Annotated in this window: 15 protein-coding genes; 9 read left to right on the top strand and 6 right to left on the bottom strand. The window is 69.7% G+C overall.

What is annotated here, in order from left to right; all coding sequences use genetic code 11:
- Window positions 1-44: 44 nt before the first annotated feature.
- Window positions 45-1,358, bottom strand: a complete 1,314-nt coding sequence (locus ABD156_RS23490; protein WP_344277443.1) for an SWIM zinc finger family protein — start codon at window positions 1,356-1,358, stop codon at window positions 45-47.
- Window positions 1,359-1,493: 135 nt separating this feature from the next.
- Complete coding sequence (locus ABD156_RS23485; protein ID WP_344277440.1) at window positions 1,494-2,651, bottom strand: NAD-dependent epimerase/dehydratase family protein; 1,158 nt, start codon at window positions 2,649-2,651, stop codon at window positions 1,494-1,496.
- A 186-nt stretch (window positions 2,652-2,837) separates the two neighbouring features.
- Here ABD156_RS23485 and ABD156_RS23480 point away from each other — a divergent pair, with 186 nt between their 5' ends.
- The gene (locus ABD156_RS23480; RefSeq protein ID WP_344277437.1) at window positions 2,838-3,344 is read left to right on the top strand and encodes a GtrA family protein; all 507 of its coding nucleotides are present in this window, start codon (window positions 2,838-2,840) and stop codon (window positions 3,342-3,344) included.
- On the opposite strand, the gene ABD156_RS23475 is transcribed toward ABD156_RS23480, so the two are convergent.
- Complete coding sequence (locus ABD156_RS23475) at window positions 3,274-5,448, bottom strand: glycosyltransferase family 2 protein (protein ID WP_344277434.1); 2,175 nt, start codon at window positions 5,446-5,448, stop codon at window positions 3,274-3,276. The genes ABD156_RS23480 and ABD156_RS23475 overlap by 71 nt on opposite strands.
- Window positions 5,445-6,389 carry an NAD-dependent epimerase/dehydratase family protein gene (locus ABD156_RS23470; RefSeq protein WP_344277431.1) on the bottom strand — a complete coding sequence of 315 codons (945 nt, stop codon included), beginning with the start codon at window positions 6,387-6,389 and terminating at the stop codon, window positions 5,445-5,447. The genes ABD156_RS23475 and ABD156_RS23470 overlap by 4 nt, the downstream gene beginning before the upstream one ends.
- A 234-nt stretch (window positions 6,390-6,623) precedes the next feature.
- Between ABD156_RS23470 and ABD156_RS23465 the strand changes: the two genes are divergently transcribed.
- From ABD156_RS23465 to ABD156_RS23455, 3 genes are read left to right on the top strand one after another with little or no spacing between them, the layout of a single operon-like run.
- The gene (locus ABD156_RS23465; RefSeq protein ID WP_344277428.1) at window positions 6,624-7,067 is read left to right on the top strand and encodes an XRE family transcriptional regulator; all 444 of its coding nucleotides are present in this window, start codon (window positions 6,624-6,626) and stop codon (window positions 7,065-7,067) included.
- Complete coding sequence (locus ABD156_RS23460; RefSeq protein ID WP_344277425.1) at window positions 7,064-7,672, top strand: hypothetical protein; 609 nt, start codon at window positions 7,064-7,066, stop codon at window positions 7,670-7,672. Before ABD156_RS23465 ends, ABD156_RS23460 begins: the two co-directional genes overlap by 4 nt.
- Window positions 7,673-7,679: 7 nt before the next feature.
- Window positions 7,680-8,756: an MAB_1171c family putative transporter gene (locus ABD156_RS23455; RefSeq protein WP_344277422.1), complete on the top strand. Its 1,077-nt coding sequence runs from the start codon at window positions 7,680-7,682 to the stop codon at window positions 8,754-8,756.
- On the opposite strand, the gene ABD156_RS23450 is transcribed toward ABD156_RS23455, so the two are convergent.
- A complete protein-coding gene (locus ABD156_RS23450; protein WP_344277419.1) occupies window positions 8,698-9,219 on the bottom strand; it encodes a 2'-5' RNA ligase family protein in 522 nt (173 codons plus the stop codon). The two genes, ABD156_RS23455 and ABD156_RS23450, sit on opposite strands and share 59 nt — an antisense overlap.
- Before the next feature lie 171 nt (window positions 9,220-9,390).
- On the opposite strand from ABD156_RS23450, the gene ABD156_RS23445 reads away from it, so the two are divergent.
- The 5 genes from ABD156_RS23445 (at window position 9,391) to ABD156_RS23425 (ending at window position 14,488) form a co-directional block, all read left to right on the top strand.
- Complete coding sequence (locus ABD156_RS23445) at window positions 9,391-9,552, top strand: hypothetical protein (protein ID WP_167756662.1); 162 nt, start codon at window positions 9,391-9,393, stop codon at window positions 9,550-9,552.
- A gap of 124 nt (window positions 9,553-9,676) precedes the next feature.
- Window positions 9,677-10,477 carry an alpha/beta fold hydrolase gene (locus tag ABD156_RS23440; RefSeq protein ID WP_344277415.1) on the top strand — a complete coding sequence of 267 codons (801 nt, stop codon included), beginning with the start codon at window positions 9,677-9,679 and terminating at the stop codon, window positions 10,475-10,477.
- Window positions 10,478-10,924: 447 nt separating this feature from the next.
- Complete coding sequence (locus tag ABD156_RS23435) at window positions 10,925-12,451, top strand: CehA/McbA family metallohydrolase (protein ID WP_344277412.1); 1,527 nt, start codon at window positions 10,925-10,927, stop codon at window positions 12,449-12,451.
- Window positions 12,452-12,546: 95 nt separating this feature from the next.
- Entirely contained in the window at window positions 12,547-13,362 is an 816-nt protein-coding gene (locus ABD156_RS23430; RefSeq protein WP_344277410.1) for a hypothetical protein, read from the top strand.
- 565 nt (window positions 13,363-13,927) lie between these two features.
- On the top strand, window positions 13,928-14,488 hold the full coding sequence (locus ABD156_RS23425; protein WP_344277407.1) for a DUF3558 family protein: 561 nt from the start codon (window positions 13,928-13,930) through the stop codon (window positions 14,486-14,488).
- 119 nt (window positions 14,489-14,607) lie between these two features.
- Here ABD156_RS23425 and ABD156_RS23420 read toward each other — a convergent pair whose 3' ends face one another.
- Window positions 14,608-15,522, bottom strand: a complete 915-nt coding sequence (locus ABD156_RS23420) for a trypsin-like serine peptidase (protein ID WP_344277404.1) — start codon at window positions 15,520-15,522, stop codon at window positions 14,608-14,610.
- Window positions 15,523-16,165 lie beyond the last annotated feature (643 nt).

Below are 16,165 nucleotides of genomic sequence, written 5' to 3'. Positions count from 1 at the left end.
GTTGAGAGGGACGGCGGCGAGGCTGACGGGGTCGTTCCAGGTGGTCACAGTCGCACCATCCCCTCGCGGTGCCAGCAGCTCAACGGCCGCAACCCCGCCGTCGTCCACTCTGCGGCCACCGTCACCGGCTGCTCAGCCGCGAGCGCCAGCAATGGCCAAGGATCCACCGTCGGAGCCAACGGCAGCGCTGCACCGTCTACATCGGACAGTGCCCAGCCTTCGCCGTGTCGAGCTGGGCGGAGGTCGGACAGCACCACTGGCCACCGGTCCAGCCAAGGGTCGGCGGCGAGCGCCGCGGCATGCTCGGCGAGTGCCGAAGCACAAGTGCCGCCAACCGGCGCAGCTTCCGGGAAAACGGGCTCCTCGCGATGGTCGAACACCGCCCGCAGCGGCACCGCGCCCGGGTGGAACACCAGTTCTCCCGCGACCTCGAACCCCGGCGGCAGCGAACTGTCCAGCGGACGCCCGGGCGGCGCGAACGACAGCACCAGCGCGTCCCGGCCGCTGCGTTTGCCTCGCAGCCACGTGCGCCTGCTGCGCAGCGAGTCTTGCTCCTCATCGATCGCACCGGTGATCAGCCACTGGTCCGGCACTCGCTCGCCCGACTCGAGCACCTGCGCGTTGCTCACCGAGAACCCGAGCCGGGTCCGGACGGTGTCGGCGAGCCCGGCGGGCAGCGACTCCACCCGGTTGGCCGCGTCTGCCAGCACGTACACCAGCGACAACTCGGCCAGCAGCCGATCCGGCCAGTCCCGGCCGCGGCCGACCAGCGTGGCGGCCCGGCGCAGGCCGTTCGCCAGGCCGGGAGCTTGCGCGTCGACCATGCGCGAGGCGACCGTGTACAGCTCGTCGGCACCGCCGCGTTCGAAGGTCGCGAACCCGGCGGACACCCGGTCCGCGAGCCATCCGCGCAGCTCAGCGGCCCCGGCGGTGACGCGTGCGAGCCGCTCCTGCGCCCGTTTCGCCGCTGCTTCGAGATCCTTCGGCGCGTCCGTCTTCTTCTCGGCCCGCTCCGCTCGCGCGGCCCGTTCTTCCAGCCATTGGTGCACCCATCCGGGCTCCTCCGCGCGGGGGAGTTGTCCCTCCGCCCAGAGCAGCAGCAACCCCAGCGCGTGCTTGCACGGGAACTTCCGGCTCGGGCAGGTGCACCGGAACGCGGGCCCGGCCGTTTCCACCGTCGTTTGATACGGCCGCTTCCCGCTGCCTTGGCACGCACCCCAGAGCGCGCGGCCCGACGCGCCCGCGTCCGACCACTTCGCCGGCGCCGCCTGCCCGCGCCCGGCTTTCGCCGACGCGGCGTCCGGCGCGAGTTCGAGCACCCGCTCCGGGCTCCACCGCGCCGCTGCTTCGTCCCCCACGTTTTCCTTGCCGCTCTTCCGGTTCCGACCCCCTCAAGGGCTGACCCGAAGAGCATCCCACCCGCCACCGACAATTTCCGCGACGGCGGCGGAACGAGGCCGGGGCGGCGACCCCCAGCACCCGCGAGCCCGAGGTCAGGACGCTTCGACAGCCCCGCGCCAGCGCACCGTCGGACGCAGCCGCTCGTCGTTCACCCGGTGCTTGTTCGCGCCCACGATGTCGAACATCGACTCGATCAGCGTGTCCGACAGCAGGTGCGGCTCCAGCCCCAGCCCGACCAGCCCGGTGTGCTTGACGTGGTAGTAGTGCTCCGGCTGCTCGACGCGCGGGTTGTCCAGGTTCTCGATCTGCACCGGCCCGGGGAAGCGGTCGGCGACGAGTTCGGCGATCTCCCGCACTGACATGCTCTCGGTCATCTGGTTGAACACCCGGAACTCGCCGCGCTCCGCCGGATTCTCCACGGCCAGCCGGATGCATTCGACGGTGTCGCGGATGTCGATCAGGCCGCGCGTCTGCCCGCCCTTGCCGTACACCGTGAGCGGCTGCCCCAGAACGGCCTGGATGACGAACCGGTTGAGCACCGTGCCGAACACCGCGTCGTAGTCGAACCGCGTGGCCAGCCGGGGGTCGAGCGCGGTCTGCGGCGTCTGCTGGCCGTAGACGACGCCCTGGTTGAGGTCGGTCGCGCGCAGGTCCCAGATCCGGCAGGCGAACTCGATGTTGTGCGAGTCGTGCACCTTCGACAGGTGGTAGAACGAACCCGGTTTCTTCGGGTACAGCATCCGGTCGCGGCGGCCGTTGTGCTCGACCTCGAGCCAGCCTTCCTCGATGTCGATGTTCGGGGTGCCGTACTCGCCCATCGTGCCCAGTTTGACCAGGTGGATGTCCGGGTCGATCTCGGCGATCGCGTACAGCAGATTGAGGTTGCCGACGACGTTGTTGTGCTGCGTGTAGACCGCGTGCTCGCGGTCGATCATCGAATACGGCGCGGACCGCTGCTCGGCGAAATGCACGATCGCGGAAGGACGGAAATCGCGCACCGCGTCGAACAGGAATTCCGCGTCGAGCAGGTCGCCTTCGTAGCTCGCGATCCGCTTTCCGGACACCTCGTGCCACGCGTCGGCGCGGGTGCTCAGGTCTTCGATCGGGACGAGGCTCTCGGCTCCGAGTTCGACGTCGTACTGCCGCCGCGCGAAGTTGTCCAGAACAGCCACTTCGTGGCCTTTGTCCGACAAATGGAGCGCAGTGGGCCAGCCTAGGTAACCGTCACCGCCGAGAACCAGCACTCGCATCCGGAGCACCCTTTCCTTTCGTTTTCGCGACAGGCACGGCCTTTCGTGTGCACGACGCCCGGTGTCGCGGTGGCAGATCCGAACCTAATCGCCCGCCGCTGATGTTCGGCTGGCAGTCAGCTGTGAATCCGCTGTGGGCCGGGGGGTCGCGCGGCGGAGCCGGCGGCCCGAGGGGAGACTGGGACTATGACGACGGTAACCAACCCGGCGAACCCCCGCACGACGGAGGAATCGCCCAAGCCGCGCCGTCGCGGCCTGGCCCGGTTCGTCCGCGCGGCCGCCAGTTCGGTGGCCGCGACCCTGCTCAGCCAGGCCGCGCTGATCGCGGTGCTCGCCGCGAACGGAGCCCCCTGGCTGGCCAGCGCGTGCGCGTTCGCGGCCGGTGCGGTGCTGAACTTCTTCCTCACCCGGCGCTGGGTGTGGGGCCGTCGCGGCCGTCCGGAAGTGGGCCGCGAGCTGCTGCCCTACGTCCTCGTCATCTCGCTCGGCGGCCTCGCTTCGGTCGGCCTCACGACGCTCGCCGGGCATCTGCTCGCGCCGCTGAACCTGCCGCACTTCTGGTGGGTCGTGTTGCTCGACGCGGCGTACGTGCTCAGCTACGCGCTGGTGTTCGTCGCCAAGTTCACGATGCTCGACCGGTTCGTTTTCGACCGCGGCGCAGCACGTACCCCCGCCACCACGTCCCTGTCATGACCCGCGCGTAGTTCGCGCCGTACACGACGCTGCCGCCCTTTTTGCTCTTGCCCGCCTTGCGCAGCCGCATGCTCATCGGCCGTTCGAGCACGCGCGCGCCTCGCGCGGTCGCGCCCAGCAGCAGTTCCGACGACTGGTACTGCGGTTCGTTCAGCGGGATCGCGCACGCGAGTTCCGCGCGCAGCGAACGGAATCCGAACGACGTGTCGGTGATCCGCCGCCAGGTGAGCACCGACGCGAGCCACGCGAACACGCGCACGCCGACCCAGCGCATCCGGCTGTCGGCCTCTTCGTGCCCCAAACGCCGGGAGCCAGTCACGAAATCCGCCGTGCCGTCCAGAAGCGGCGCGAGGAGTTCGGCCATTTCGCTGTTGTCGTACTGACCGTCGCCATCAGTCGTCACGATGTACTTCGCGCCGTTCTCGGCCGCGAGGTGATACCCGAGGCGCAGCGCGGCACCCTGGCCGCGGTTAGTCGGCGCGACGCACACGTACGCGCCATGGTCTTCCGCGATGGCCGCAGTGTTGTCCGTACCGCCGTCTACGACCACCAGGACGTCTACTGGCAGCCCGAGACATTCGTCCGGCATCTTCTCCAGCACCTGGCCGATACCGCCGGCCTCGTTGTACGCGGCGATCACCACCGTCAGCTCGGAAAGTTTCGCGCCGGGATAGCGGTCGTGGAAGTCTGCGATCGCGCCTTCGTCGACAGTGTCGGGATAACTGCCGAGGCGACGACGGCTTGCGACAGTGAGCGTGGTGAACCCGAGCGCACCGGCGACCGGCAACAGCACGAGCGCAGGCAGTTGGTAGCGCCAGGAAAACTCGAACACCGCGGACGCGAACAGCAGGAACAATCCAGTGCCAGCAGCGAACAGCGCGCCGCTGCGAGCTGGGTGGCGGGGCTTCTTGCGCCGCAGCACGGTCAACAGGCCGAGCAGCGCGAAGAACCCGAGCACCGCCCCGGGCACGAATCCGCCGTTGATCTGGTAGTCGCGCAGGAACACCGCGATCGGCTCGTCGACCTTGGGATCCGTTCCGTCGTACTGCCGCGTGACCGCCTTGAGCGCGGCAGGATCGGCGAACTGCGGGTAGGTCAGCTGGAACTGCCACCGGTCGATCGGCACGTCGGTGGCCGCGGTGTAGCGGGTGAACTGGAAGCTCTTCCCGAAGTCGCCGAGGATCGACGTCGCGACGTCCCACCACTGCGCCTTGAGCGTGGTCATCGCGAATTCGTGCGCCAGCGCGCCTTTGTCCGCGCCGGGCGGCAGCGGACCGGGCCACGCCGGGTCGAGATCGGCGTGCGTGTAGTTGTCGACCAGCCGGTTCTCGACCGGTTCGGTGGGGCAGAACGGCCGCACGGATGGGTCGAGCTGGAGTTTCGCGCAGTCCGCGACCGCGGCGGTGCGGCCGTAGAGCATGCTGCCGGACGGCCCGCTCAGCCCCCATTTTCCGGTCTCTGCCTTGACTTGCGCCGCGTACGGCACCACCACGACGAGGATCCCGAGGAGTCCGATCCCGGCGTCGCGCCACCCGCGCCACGAACGCCAAGCACTGCCCGCGGCGAGGACGTACAGCAGGAACGGCGCGGCGATCGCGACGCCGATCAGCCGCACCAGCACGCCGAATCCGACCACGAGCCCGGCCAGCGCGATCCGCCGCCAGTTCGGTTTTCCCTTGGCCAGCACCAGCCACAGCAGCCCGAACAGCAGCGCCTCGAACAGCACCTCGGCCATGATGTTCTGCTCGATCTGCACCTGGTAGGCGTCGAGCAGCAGCGGTGCGGCGGCCAGCGCGCTCACCCAGTTGCGCGCCCCGAGCCGCCGGGCCAGCGCGTAGATCCCGACCGCGATCGCCAGCCCGGCCAGGTGCTGCACGGCGGCGACAAAGGACAGCCCGCCGACCGCGAACAGCGGCTTCAGCAGCAGGTCGTAGCCGACCGGGTTGATCCCGTCGGCGCGCAGGCCGTGCAGATTGTCCAGGTACCGGAAGGAATCGATGTACAGCAGCGCCGGCTGGTACGCGATCCAGGACAGCACCCGCAGCGTGGTTCCCGCGGCGAGGAGCACCAGCAGAAACGCGTGGCGGCGGAGGAATCCGGTCACGGCGCCTCGGCCCGGTCCAGGCCGGAGAAGTACTTCCAGGCGGTGGCGAGACCGTCGGCTAGGGTGATTTCCGGCTGGTAGCCGATGGTTTCCGCACTCGCCGACACGTCCACGACCACCGCGGGCATCTCCCCGGCGGGCGCGGGCACGTGCTCGATCGGCAGCTCGGCCCCGGTCACCGCGCGCACGGTCTCGACCATTTCCAGCACTGACACCGAATGTCCGGCGCCGACGATCGCGCGGCCGGTGTAACCGCTCTCGTACGCGAGCATGATCGCGCGTACGACGTCGTCAACATGCACGAGGTCGCGACGCTGCTCACCGGTGCCGTACACACGCACGCCTTCATTATTCAACGCCGCGCGCATCATGCGCGGGACGAAGCTGTCTTTGTGCGACATGCCGGGCCCGTACACGTTGGTGAAGCGCAACGCGCACGTCGTGATTCCGTACGCGCCCGCGTAGCCCGACAGCAGCATCTCGCAGGCCGCCTTCGTCGCGCCGTATGGCGTAAGCGGCTTCGTGGGCAGGTCGACCGTGATGGTGTTTGTGCCGACGTTGCCGATCACTGCGTTCGTGGACGCGAGAATGAAGCGCGGCACTTCGCGTACGCGGCACAGTTCGAGAAGTTCTTGTGTCACTGCGACGTTCTCCGCGTACGTGTCGCGCGGCAGCTCTACTGACTTCAGCACGGATGTCAGCGCGGCAAGGTGCACGATCCCGCCGACGCCTGCCTCGACAGCTGCTTCGCGGGTTTCGGCGTCACGCAAGTCTCCGACGACGACGCGCACTCCCTCGTCGGTCGTCTCGTAGCGCACGCGGTCGACGACCGTGACCGGATAACTGCGCTCACGGAACGCGCGCACGACAGCGCGGCCGATGAAGCCGCTGCCGCCGGTGACGACGACGGGTGTCCTTTCGGGACTGTCGGGGAGTGTCATGGCGCACAACCTACCTCCGCAGTCTGTGCGTCACTTGTGCGTCCCTCGCTCGGACAGGCACCGCCTTGCGCGGGACCGCGTGCGGGCACCCCCAGCGACCGCACGCGGATCCCGGTGTTTAGTTTTCTAAACGATGCGCGGGGGGAGTGTAGCCGGAACGGGACGGCTGGTGTCAAGTTTTCGGGACGGTTATGCTGGACGCTGTTACGGAGACGGAACGGCAGTGGGGGCGACATGGCCGAGCAGGAACAGGAGCGCAGCTTCGCGCAGCGGCTGGCGCACCTGATCGCGACCGTCCACCCGCCGGACCGCAAGCCCTACTCCTACCGCGAGATCGCCCAGGGCGTCGCCGACGTCACCGGCGTCAGCATGTCGGCCACGCACGTGCAGCAGCTGGCCGTCGGGGCCCGGCGCGACCCGAAGCGCTCGCACATCCAGGCGCTCGCGCGGTTCTTCGGCGTGCCCGTCACCTACTTCTTCGACGACGAGGTCGCCGGCCGGGTCGACGAGCAGGTCGCCGACGTCGTCGCCTGGCGCGACACCCAGGCCCGCGACCTGGCGCAGCGCGCGATGCGGCTTTCCGAGCGCGACCGGCGCACCATTTCCGCACTGATGGACCAGCTCGACAGCTACACCGAGGGACGCGATCGCACCCGGCGCGGACGCAAGCCGGAGTGAGCCGGGCGGCTATGCTGGCGACGGCCGCAGCGCCGGGGACCCCCTGGTGCACCAGGCTGGTCCAGCCGCCGATCGCCTCGGGAGGGGACATCGACCCGACCGTGCGAGTGCGCGCCCGTGACCGGGTCCGCGACCTGCTGCGGCACGTGCCCGCGCCGCGGCCGTGGTCGATGAACGCGTGGATCGACCGGCTGGAACGGCACCGGGGCCGCGACATCGACCTGATCGCGGTCGGCTACGCGCCCGGCCAGCCCTCCGGTGCGTGGCAGCGGCATGACGACTTCGACCTCATCGCATACGCGGCGGGCACGTCGTCGTTGCACCAGGACCACATCATCGCCCACGAAATCGCGCACCTGCTGTGCGATCACCGCGGCGAATGCGTGCTCACCGACGCCGAAGCGGCGACGGTCGCGCCTGATCTCAGCGCGCACCTGCTGTCGCATCTGCTCACCCGCGTCACCACGAATTCCGACGAGTACGAAGCGGAGCTCATTGCCGTGTTCCTGATGAGTGCCGCCACCGAGGACGGCGCCCAGTTGCGGCCAGGCGCTTCCGGCCCGGCCGCGGATCGCGCGCGGCGCTTCGCGTCGCTGCTGGGGTAGTGCGCGGATGATCGACGTTCTTTTCTTCGGGGTCGGCCTGCTCGCCCTCGCGGCCGGGATCTGGCGCGCGGTGCGCGCGCGGCGGACGGGTGCGGGCGCGGGGCTGGCGACCAGCTTGATCGCGCTCGGCGTCGCGTTGTGCTTGCTCGCCGACAGCGCGCAGGCGATCGAAAGCCAGCTGTACCCGAGCCTAGGGCGGCTGCTGTCGAACCTCGCGACGATGGTGGCCGCGTACGGCATCGAGGTCACTGTCGCGGAGATCGGTGGCGTGGCAGAGCGTCGACGGCGCGCACGGCTCGGGGCGTTGATTGTCGCGCTTGTCGTGCTTACTGCGTCATTCTTCGCGACGCGCGGGCTGCCGACGGGCGTTGGGCTCTTCGACGAGCTGTACCGGTCTAATCCGTCGCTGGTCGTGTACATCGCTGTGTACACGCTGTACCTGGGCTTCGCGGTGGCAGACATCGCTGTGGTGTCAGCTGGTGCGGTGCGCGCGGGCACGGGCGCGCTGCGGGCCGGGCTGGGCATCATGCTCGTGGCTTGTGTGTTCGCTTTCGCTTATCTGGTCGGGAAGATCGTCGATCTGATCAGCGATCTGACTGCCGAACATCCGGTCACGAAGCTGTGCCGCGGTGCGTTTTCCACTGTGAGGTGCACGCTCGCGGTCGGCTTCCCCGCGGTTTCGGTGCTGCTGATCGTGGTCGGGCTGACGGTGCCGGCGTTGCCCGCGTTGGGACGGGCTGTGCGCGACGCGCGGACGCGATCGGCGCTGCGGCCGCTTCGCGAGCACCTGGCTTCGCGATACCCGGACGTCGTCCGCCTTGACGACTCTTCGGGGACCGGCCGCGAGCGGCTGTTGACCATGATGAGCGAGATCAACGACGGACTGTTGCTGTCCGGCGTCGGGCCTGAGCTGTCGCCGAACGCGGCTGCGCAAGTGTTGCGCAGTTCGGCCGCGACATTGGCGGATGAGCCCGCGGAACCGTCTGGTGAGACGGCTTTCGCGGCTGACGTGGCCCGGTTGCGGGCTATCGCGCAGGCGTTCCGAGCGGAGCCGACAGCCGGAGCTGCCAACCCTGCTCCGTGAGCACGACCAGGTGCAGCGCGTGCGCCCGGGCGGTGATCGGCAGCGCGGCGCGCGCCCGTTCGGCGACCTCGGCGCGCTGGTCGTCGGTGCCGCCGAGGGCGATCGTGAGATGCGCTGGCGGGTGCGCCCCGAAACGGCCGCCGTACGGGGGCGCTTCGGGCCAGTGATCGCACACGGCGTCGGCGAGCGGCTGGAGTGCGGGGGCGGCCGCGGCGACGAACCCAGGCGCGGTGACCAGGTCGGTCAGCTGCACTTCTGTCGCGGGAAAACTGGTGGCGAGCTGACGGACGTCGGCGTCGGTCCGCTCGGTGAGCCGGTCGGCGGACAGGAACGGGTACAACGCGGTGACGTGCGGCGGAAGGCCGGGCCGGACGAGTCCGGGGTCGACGGCCGCGGCGGTTTCGAGCAGGACGGCGGCGGACGGGAGCGTGACGACGAGCGCGCTGGTTCCGGGCGTGGGCACGGCCCCGATCCTGCCGGACCGCCCCCGCCGCCGCGCCGGAAGGGCCCCTCGCGGGCCGGAAAGGAAAGGCAACCCTTTCTTTGTGCTTCTTCCGGGGAATTCTGCTTAACCGAACCCTAAGTCTTCCCCAAGTCCGCCGTCGGCGATTCTTCGCGGTCCTACACTCGGTGGATGAAGATCGTCCTATGGACCGCATTGTGCGGATTGTGCGCCGTCACCGGCCACGTGCTCCTGGGCGTCGTGGCAGGTTTCCTTCTGCTGGCTTGTGTTCCGCGCCGTCCCGCTCCGGGGCGGCCGGCACCCGAAAGAGAATTGATCAGCTCCCGCGGCTGACTTTCCGGGGAATTCTCCCGGAATATGCGCGTCCTGCGGCCGGCGCGGCCCTCCTCCCGGCCGCCGTCTCCCGGAATTGTCGGTGCCGTGCGGTACAACGGTGTCCGGCAACAGGGAGGGAACGATGCATTACGTCGAACACGGTTCCGGCACGCCGGTGCTGGCCGTCCACGGCTGGATGCCGGACCACCGCCTGATGACCGGCTGTCTCGAGCCGGTCTTCGCGCGGCGGCCCGGATTCCGGCGGATCTACCCGGATCTGCCCGGGATGGGCGAATCGCCCGCGGGCTCCGCGCGCGGGTCGGACGACCTCGTCGCCGCGCTGGCAGACCTGGTGGACGACCTGATCGGCGACGAGCCGTTCTTGCTGGTAGGGGAGTCGTACGGCGGTTATCTGGCTCGGGGGCTGGTGCGTGCGCGGCCCGCGCAGGTGGCCGGGCTGGCGCTGGTGTGCCCGGTCGGGCGTCCGGTGCCGGTGCTGGAGCGGGACGTGCCGGACCACGAGGTGCTGCGCGCTGATCCGGAGCTGCTGGAGAGTCTCGATCCGGAGGAGGCGGCGGAGTACGCGGACATCGCGGTGGTCCAGTCCGCGGAGACGCTGGCGCGGTTCCGCGCGGACGTCGCGCCCGGGCTGGCGGCCGCCGACCGGAGCGCGCTGCAGCGGATGCTGGCGGGCTGGCCGTTGTCGGTCGATCCGGAAAGCGGTCCGGCGTACCGGAAACCGGCGCTGATCGTGTGCGGGAGGCAGGACTCGTCTACGGGATTCGCGGAGCTGTACGGGTTGCTGGGGCACTATCCGCGGGCCAGTTACGCGGTGCTCGACCGGGCGGGGCACAACCTGCAGTTCGAGCAGCCGGTGTTGTTCGAGGCGCTGGTGGAGGAATGGCTGGACCGGGTCGTGGAGGGGAGTGGTGCGGTGCGGTGAGGCGGGGTGAGGTTCGCGGTGGTCGGGCTTGCGTCGGCGGGTGCGGTGCGTTGCTTGGCGGTGGGCGCATGGTGCGCCGCTCGGTGGTGAGCGCGCGCGACGCGCTGCTTGGCCGTGAGCGCGCGACGCGCTGTTTGGCCGTGAGCGCGCGGTGCGTTGCTCGTTGGTCAGCGTGCGGTGCGTTGCTTGGCCGTGAGCGCACGGGTGCGTTGCTCGGTGGTGAGCGCGTGGGTTGATGTGCGGAGCGCGTGGGTTGGCACGCGACTATTCCTTATGGGATAAGTGATCCGGCTTCGCCGGTCGCCCGGCTCCCCTCGAGACGCGGCTCGGCGAGCTGCGGACGCCGGTGCCGCGCGAAGTGAGGCACCGAGTGTTCACCGCAGCGTCGTTGATGGGGGTTGCTCCGGCGGCTAGCGTCGGCGCGACTTCTTTGCTGCGGAGGTAGGCATGTCCACTGGGGAACTCAACCGGCGCAACCTGTTCCGGGCCGGCGGCGTCGTGGCGGCGGGTGCGGCGATGAGCATGCTGCCGGGCGTCTCGTTCGCCGAGCCCGCGCCCGGCGCCGGGCAGCAGACGAAGACGGTTACCGGCACTTTCCGCCCGGACGTGCCGGACTGGTACTACCTCCCGGTCGATGTGCCGCGCGGCGTGAAGCAGATCGACGTCGTGTACTCCTACGACAAGCCGTCGGTGCCCGCCGGAACGCGCGGGAATGCTTGCGACATCGGGATGTTCGGGCCGGAAGGACACGAACTGGGCACGCGCCGCGGCTTCCGCGGCTGGTCCGGCGGTTTCCGCGACCGGTTCTCGATCAGCGCCGCCGAAGCGACGCCCGGGTACCTCGCCGGACCGATCACGCCCGGCCGCTGGCACGTCATCCTCGGCCCGTACACGGTCGCGCCGCAGGGCCTGAACTACCGCGTCGAAATCACGCTGACGTTCGGCCGCGACACCTCGAAGCCGTTTCAGCCGAACCCCGCTCCGGAGACCGCGCCCGCGCGCGACCGCGGCCGGTCCTGGTACCGCGGCGACTCCCACCTGCACACCGTCCATTCCGACGGCAGGCGCACGCCCGAGCAGCTGGTCGCGGACGCGCGGGCGGCCGGGCTGGACTTCATCGTGTCCACCGACCACAACACGTCCAGCTCGCAGCTGGTGTGGGGCAACTATGCGACCGACGACCTGCTGATCCTGAACGGCGAGGAGGTCACCACGCGGTCCGGGCACTGGCCCGCGATCGGCCTCCCGGCCGGCACGTGGATCGACTGGCGCTACCGAGCGTCCGACCCGCGCGACTTCCGCCGGTTCACCGACCAGGTGCACCGGGCCGGCGGCCTGGTCACCGCGGCGCACCCGTTCGCGAACTGCTTCGGCTGCACCTACGAATTCGCGTACGAGATCGCCGACCTCGTCGAGGTCTGGAACGGCCCGTGGACCGCGGACGACGAAGCGAGCGTCACGCACTGGGACGGCCTCCTGCGCGGCGGCCGGTTCATCCCGGCGATCGGCGATTCCGACGCGCACAACCCGGACCAGACCGTCGCGCTCCCGCACACGGTCGTCCAGGCGGACCGGCTAGGCCGGGCGGAACTGCTCGCCGGGCTCAAGGCAGGCCGGTCCTGGCTCGCCGAATCGAAGGATGTGCAGCTCGACTTCTCCGTTTCCGGGGCAGGCCGCACCGCGGGCATCGGCGGACGGCTCGTCGCGGGCACCGGCACGCCGATCGAGGTGCGCGCGGTCGTTCGCGGCGTGCCCGGCACGACCGTGACCTTCCTTGACCAGCTCGGCCCGGAGCACAGCGAGACCGTCCCGGAGTCCGGCACTGCGACCGTCACGTGGACCACGTACCCGCGCTACAGCCGCTGGGTCCGGGTCGAGGTGCGGCGTCCGTCGGGCGGTCCGAAGACCACGACGCCGAACGCCATGGTCGCCCTGTCGAACCCGATCTTCCTGGGCGCGCCCGACGCCGGCTGACCCGACCCGAGCGTCTCGCCGCCAGGACGTCCGGGCAGACTGTGCACTCGGAGCGGGCAGTGGGGAAGGGCGGGCACGGGGTGCGCGGGTGTGGCGTGCGAGCGGCGATTCTTGCGGTCGTCGTGGCCCTCGCGGCGGTGGTCGTCGTGGTGGTCATGTTCTCGAGCAGCGACGAGGTGAAGACCCCCGGCTGCACTGTCGCGTTGCCGAAGGGACCGAACGACGCTTCGGCACCGCAGTACACGCTGCAACCGGACCCCATGAACAACGCCGCGATCATCGCCGCCGTCGGCGTCAAGCAGGGCTTGCCCTCGCACGCGGTCACGGTCGCCCTCGCGACCGCGCTGCAGGAGTCGAAACTCCGCAACCTGAGCGGCGGCGACCGGGATTCGATCGGCCTGTTCCAGCAGCGCCCGAGCCAAGGCTGGGGCACGCCCGACCAGCTCCAGGACCCGGTCTATTCGGCGACCGAGTTCTACAAGAAGCTAGCGAAACTCGACAACTGGCAGACGATTCCCATCACCGAAGCGGCGCAGGCCGTGCAGCGTTCCGGTGCCCCCGACGCGTACGCCCAGTGGGAAGACGAAGCCACCGCGCTGACCGGCGCGCTGACCGGCCAGTACCCGGCGGCGCTGACCTGCCGCAACCTGACGCTGAACCCGCCGGCGAACCTGGTGACGGTCGCGAACGCGGAACTCGGCACTGCTCGGTTGAGCGGCGCGCACCCGGCCGCGGAGGGCTGGCGAATCGCGAGCTGGCTGGTGGCTCGTGCGGCGAAGCTGGGCGTGGACCGGGTGAGCTTCGCCGGTCAGACGTGGACCGCGGAGTCCGGGGCGTGGGCCGCGGATGAGAAGGCCGGGCAGAATCTCTCGCTGCATCAGGCGCCGGTCGCGCCGCCTAGCTCTGGCTGATCGGCGAGGTGAACCGCCAGCTGTCCGGCGGACGTCGTGCGGATGTCGGCAGCCCGCTGAGTGTCCGACCACTCTGGACTCAAGGCTGCCCCGACTCCTGAACCTCGCGAACCACCGGTATACGGTCAATTGCCGACGGTAACGTCAGCCAGGTCGCACATCAGACGTCGAGCGCTGGCCATTGACGTTGTCGGCAGGAGCACTGCGCTGCGAACGGGTCCGCTGCCCCGGTACTTTCGTTTCCCGCTCGCAGTATCGGCCACGCACGGGCTCGCGTCGCCAGGCCAGTAGAATCCGCAGTCTGCAATTCTTTCTGTAGCTGAATCAGTCGGGCAGCACAGGTATCGCGGCGATTTCTCCAGCAATGAAAAATGACTGGGCTACCTCCGTCGCTTTGACGGAACGCCGTCGTTCGTGCACCGGTAATTTGTCCTTGCGCCAACTGGATCCTGGGGCGAGTGCTCTTCACACAACGCGGTAGAGATCGTCTTGGCGACGTGGTTGAATGGGTGCCGAGTACGACATCTGGATTGCCAGTTCAGGTATTCGCTGTCGAAGGCAGAAAATGAACAGAACGCGACCGGCGCGATTTCTTCCCGCGGCCGCTCTGGCGTCGCTCGCGGCGTGCGGTTCCCCGGAAAACAGCGTCGGAGCGGCGAGCCCGACGCCTCCGCCCGGCAGCGTGTCGATGTCACCGTCCGCGAGGAACTTCACCGGCGCGGATCTCTGCGCCTTGCTGACCGACGCGGACAAGCAGGTCCTGGGCCTGGCTGGTCCGGGCGAGGCTTGGGACCGGCCGTACAAGATGGGCGGCAGCCGCCGTGCCCGATGCCGGTGGACCGGCGACGACGCCGAGTTGGACCTCGCCTTCCACGACGCCGACATCCCGAAAGACAGCGTGTTCCCGACCGAAGTCGAGGTGAGCCGGGAACAGATCCACGGGCGCGACGCCAAGGTGGTCGCGTTCCAGCTAGCACCGATGAATTGCGACGTCCTGGTGGATCTGCGCCCGCGGGCCCACCTGAGCGTGGACTCGACTCCGGTTTCCGACGCGCCGGATCAGACCGAGAACTGCGCGTTCGCCAGACGGATCGCGGAGGCCGCCGCCTCGAGAATCCCCGGCTAGCGGCGGCTGTCCGTCGCCGGGCTACTTCGGGGCGACGAGAGTCTTCTCCGTGCCGAGCTGTGCGCCGGAATCTTCAGGTGCTTCGCCCTCGGCGGGTAAAAGCTGCTCGTGGCCTTAACTCACCTGATCGCCGAGTTGTAGAGCTGGGCGATGTCGTCGTCGAAGTAGGCGCTGTAGGAGACGTCCGGGGTGGCGCCGCCGGTTTGGTAGCCGCCGATGGCGCCGATGACGGTGCCGGTTCCGGTGTTCGGGTCCTGGTTGATGACCCACGGGCCGCCGCTGGTGCCGTCGGGGAAGCCGGGGCAGGCGACGCGTTGCTGGAAGGCGTCGGACTGGGTCGTGGTGCCGGTGCAGACGACTGGTTGTTCGGTGCCGTCGGGGTAGCCGGTGAGGGTGATCGTGTGCGAGAAGCCCTGGTTCGTGCCGAGCTGGTTGGCGCCGGTGAGGCTTTCGAGGCTCGCGGAACCGGGCTGGGCGACCTTGAGGAACGCGAAGTCGAGGTCCTGATCGGACGAGGACTTCCACCCGTCGGCGGTGATCGCGGCGGTGACCTGCCAGGTGCCGTACGGGGCGATGCCGTCGTGGTAGCCGGGCTTGAAGGTGACGCCGGAGATGTCGCCGCTGACGCAGTGCGCGGCGGTGAGGAGCAGGTCGCCGGCGGGGCTGTGCACGACGCTGGCCGAGCAGAAGTGGTTGCCGCCGGAGAACAACGCGCCGACGGTGCGGCTCGCCGTCGCGGTCGCGGAGGCGCTGGGGGACGTGCCGGTGTCGCCGGAAGCGGAAGTGCTGGGGGACGTGCTGGCGTCGCCGGTGGCGGAAGTGCTGGGGGATGTGCCGGCGTCGCCGGTCGAGGTGGTCGCCGCCGTGCTGTGCGAATCGTCGCCGGTCGAGACGGCGGGGGTGCCCGTGCCGCTCGCCTGGCTCGCCGGGCCGGTGACGTCAGCGGTGTCGACGACGGCGTTGGCACCGCCGGTCGCGACGATCGCGGCCGCCGCGCAGACGATCAGCGCTGTCCGGGAAACGTTGACTCTCACGCATCAAGATGACCATGCCGACGCCCGCCGGGCATCCCGTGCGGCCGGATGCACAGCAACCTCACAGCGCTTACACATCGCCTCACAGCAGGGAATTCGATCTGAGGCGCCCGGAATTTTCCACCCTGGCGGGGGTGGGTGAGCGGGTGCGCCGCGGGGTCGTTACGTCTCCTCTCGGGGTGCTTTTGCCGCAGGCAGGGGCGACCGGCCAGCCTGGGGGACTGGCCGGTCGCCCGCCTGATGCCGGGACTGCCTGCGGGGCTACGCCGAGCCGAGCGATCTTCGGTGTTGGCGGTCTGTTCGGCCAGCGGGCCGTCACCCGGACAGACGCGCCGAGCACCTGACCGCTCGGTGGTTGACGCGACCGGGCCGAGCCCGACGCAGCCAAACCCGGGTCGAGCCAGACGCCGCCAGATCCGGGTCGAGCCAGACGCCGCCGGACCCGGGTCGAGCCAGACGCCGCCGGACCCGGGTCGAGCGAAACGCAGCCAGATCCGGGCCGAGCCGGACACAGCCGGACATAGCCAGCCCGAGGCAGCGACCCTCGCGGCGAACCGTGCGCAGCGCGGTCGGTGATCGTCCGTGCAGCGGGGTGGTCGATCCGTCCGGTGCGGCCTGGCTGTGGTTCGCGCTGGGCCGTGGC

It is taken from the genome of Amycolatopsis albidoflavus, assembly GCF_039525725.1.
GTDB lineage: Bacteria > Actinomycetota > Actinomycetes > Mycobacteriales > Pseudonocardiaceae > Amycolatopsis > Amycolatopsis albidoflava.
This window is presented reverse-complemented; position numbering and strand designations above follow the sequence as displayed.

What these genes read in the sequence shown, in the direction of transcription:
- ABD156_RS23485 (WP_344277440.1), bottom strand. Translation starts at nt 2,651, where the DNA reads ATGCGAGTGCTGGTTCTCGGCGGTGACGGTTACCTAGGCTGGCCCACT.
- ABD156_RS23480 (WP_344277437.1), top strand. Translation starts at nt 2,838, where the DNA reads ATGACGACGGTAACCAACCCGGCGAACCCCCGCACGACGGAGGAATCG.
- ABD156_RS23470 (WP_344277431.1), bottom strand. Translation starts at nt 6,389, where the DNA reads ATGACACTCCCCGACAGTCCCGAAAGGACACCCGTCGTCGTCACCGGC.
- ABD156_RS23465 (WP_344277428.1), top strand. Translation starts at nt 6,624, where the DNA reads ATGGCCGAGCAGGAACAGGAGCGCAGCTTCGCGCAGCGGCTGGCGCAC.
- ABD156_RS23455 (WP_344277422.1), top strand. Translation starts at nt 7,680, where the DNA reads ATGATCGACGTTCTTTTCTTCGGGGTCGGCCTGCTCGCCCTCGCGGCC.
- ABD156_RS23445 (WP_167756662.1), top strand. Translation starts at nt 9,391, where the DNA reads ATGAAGATCGTCCTATGGACCGCATTGTGCGGATTGTGCGCCGTCACC.
- ABD156_RS23440 (WP_344277415.1), top strand. Translation starts at nt 9,677, where the DNA reads ATGCATTACGTCGAACACGGTTCCGGCACGCCGGTGCTGGCCGTCCAC.
- ABD156_RS23435 (WP_344277412.1), top strand. Translation starts at nt 10,925, where the DNA reads ATGTCCACTGGGGAACTCAACCGGCGCAACCTGTTCCGGGCCGGCGGC.
- ABD156_RS23425 (WP_344277407.1), top strand. Translation starts at nt 13,928, where the DNA reads ATGAACAGAACGCGACCGGCGCGATTTCTTCCCGCGGCCGCTCTGGCG.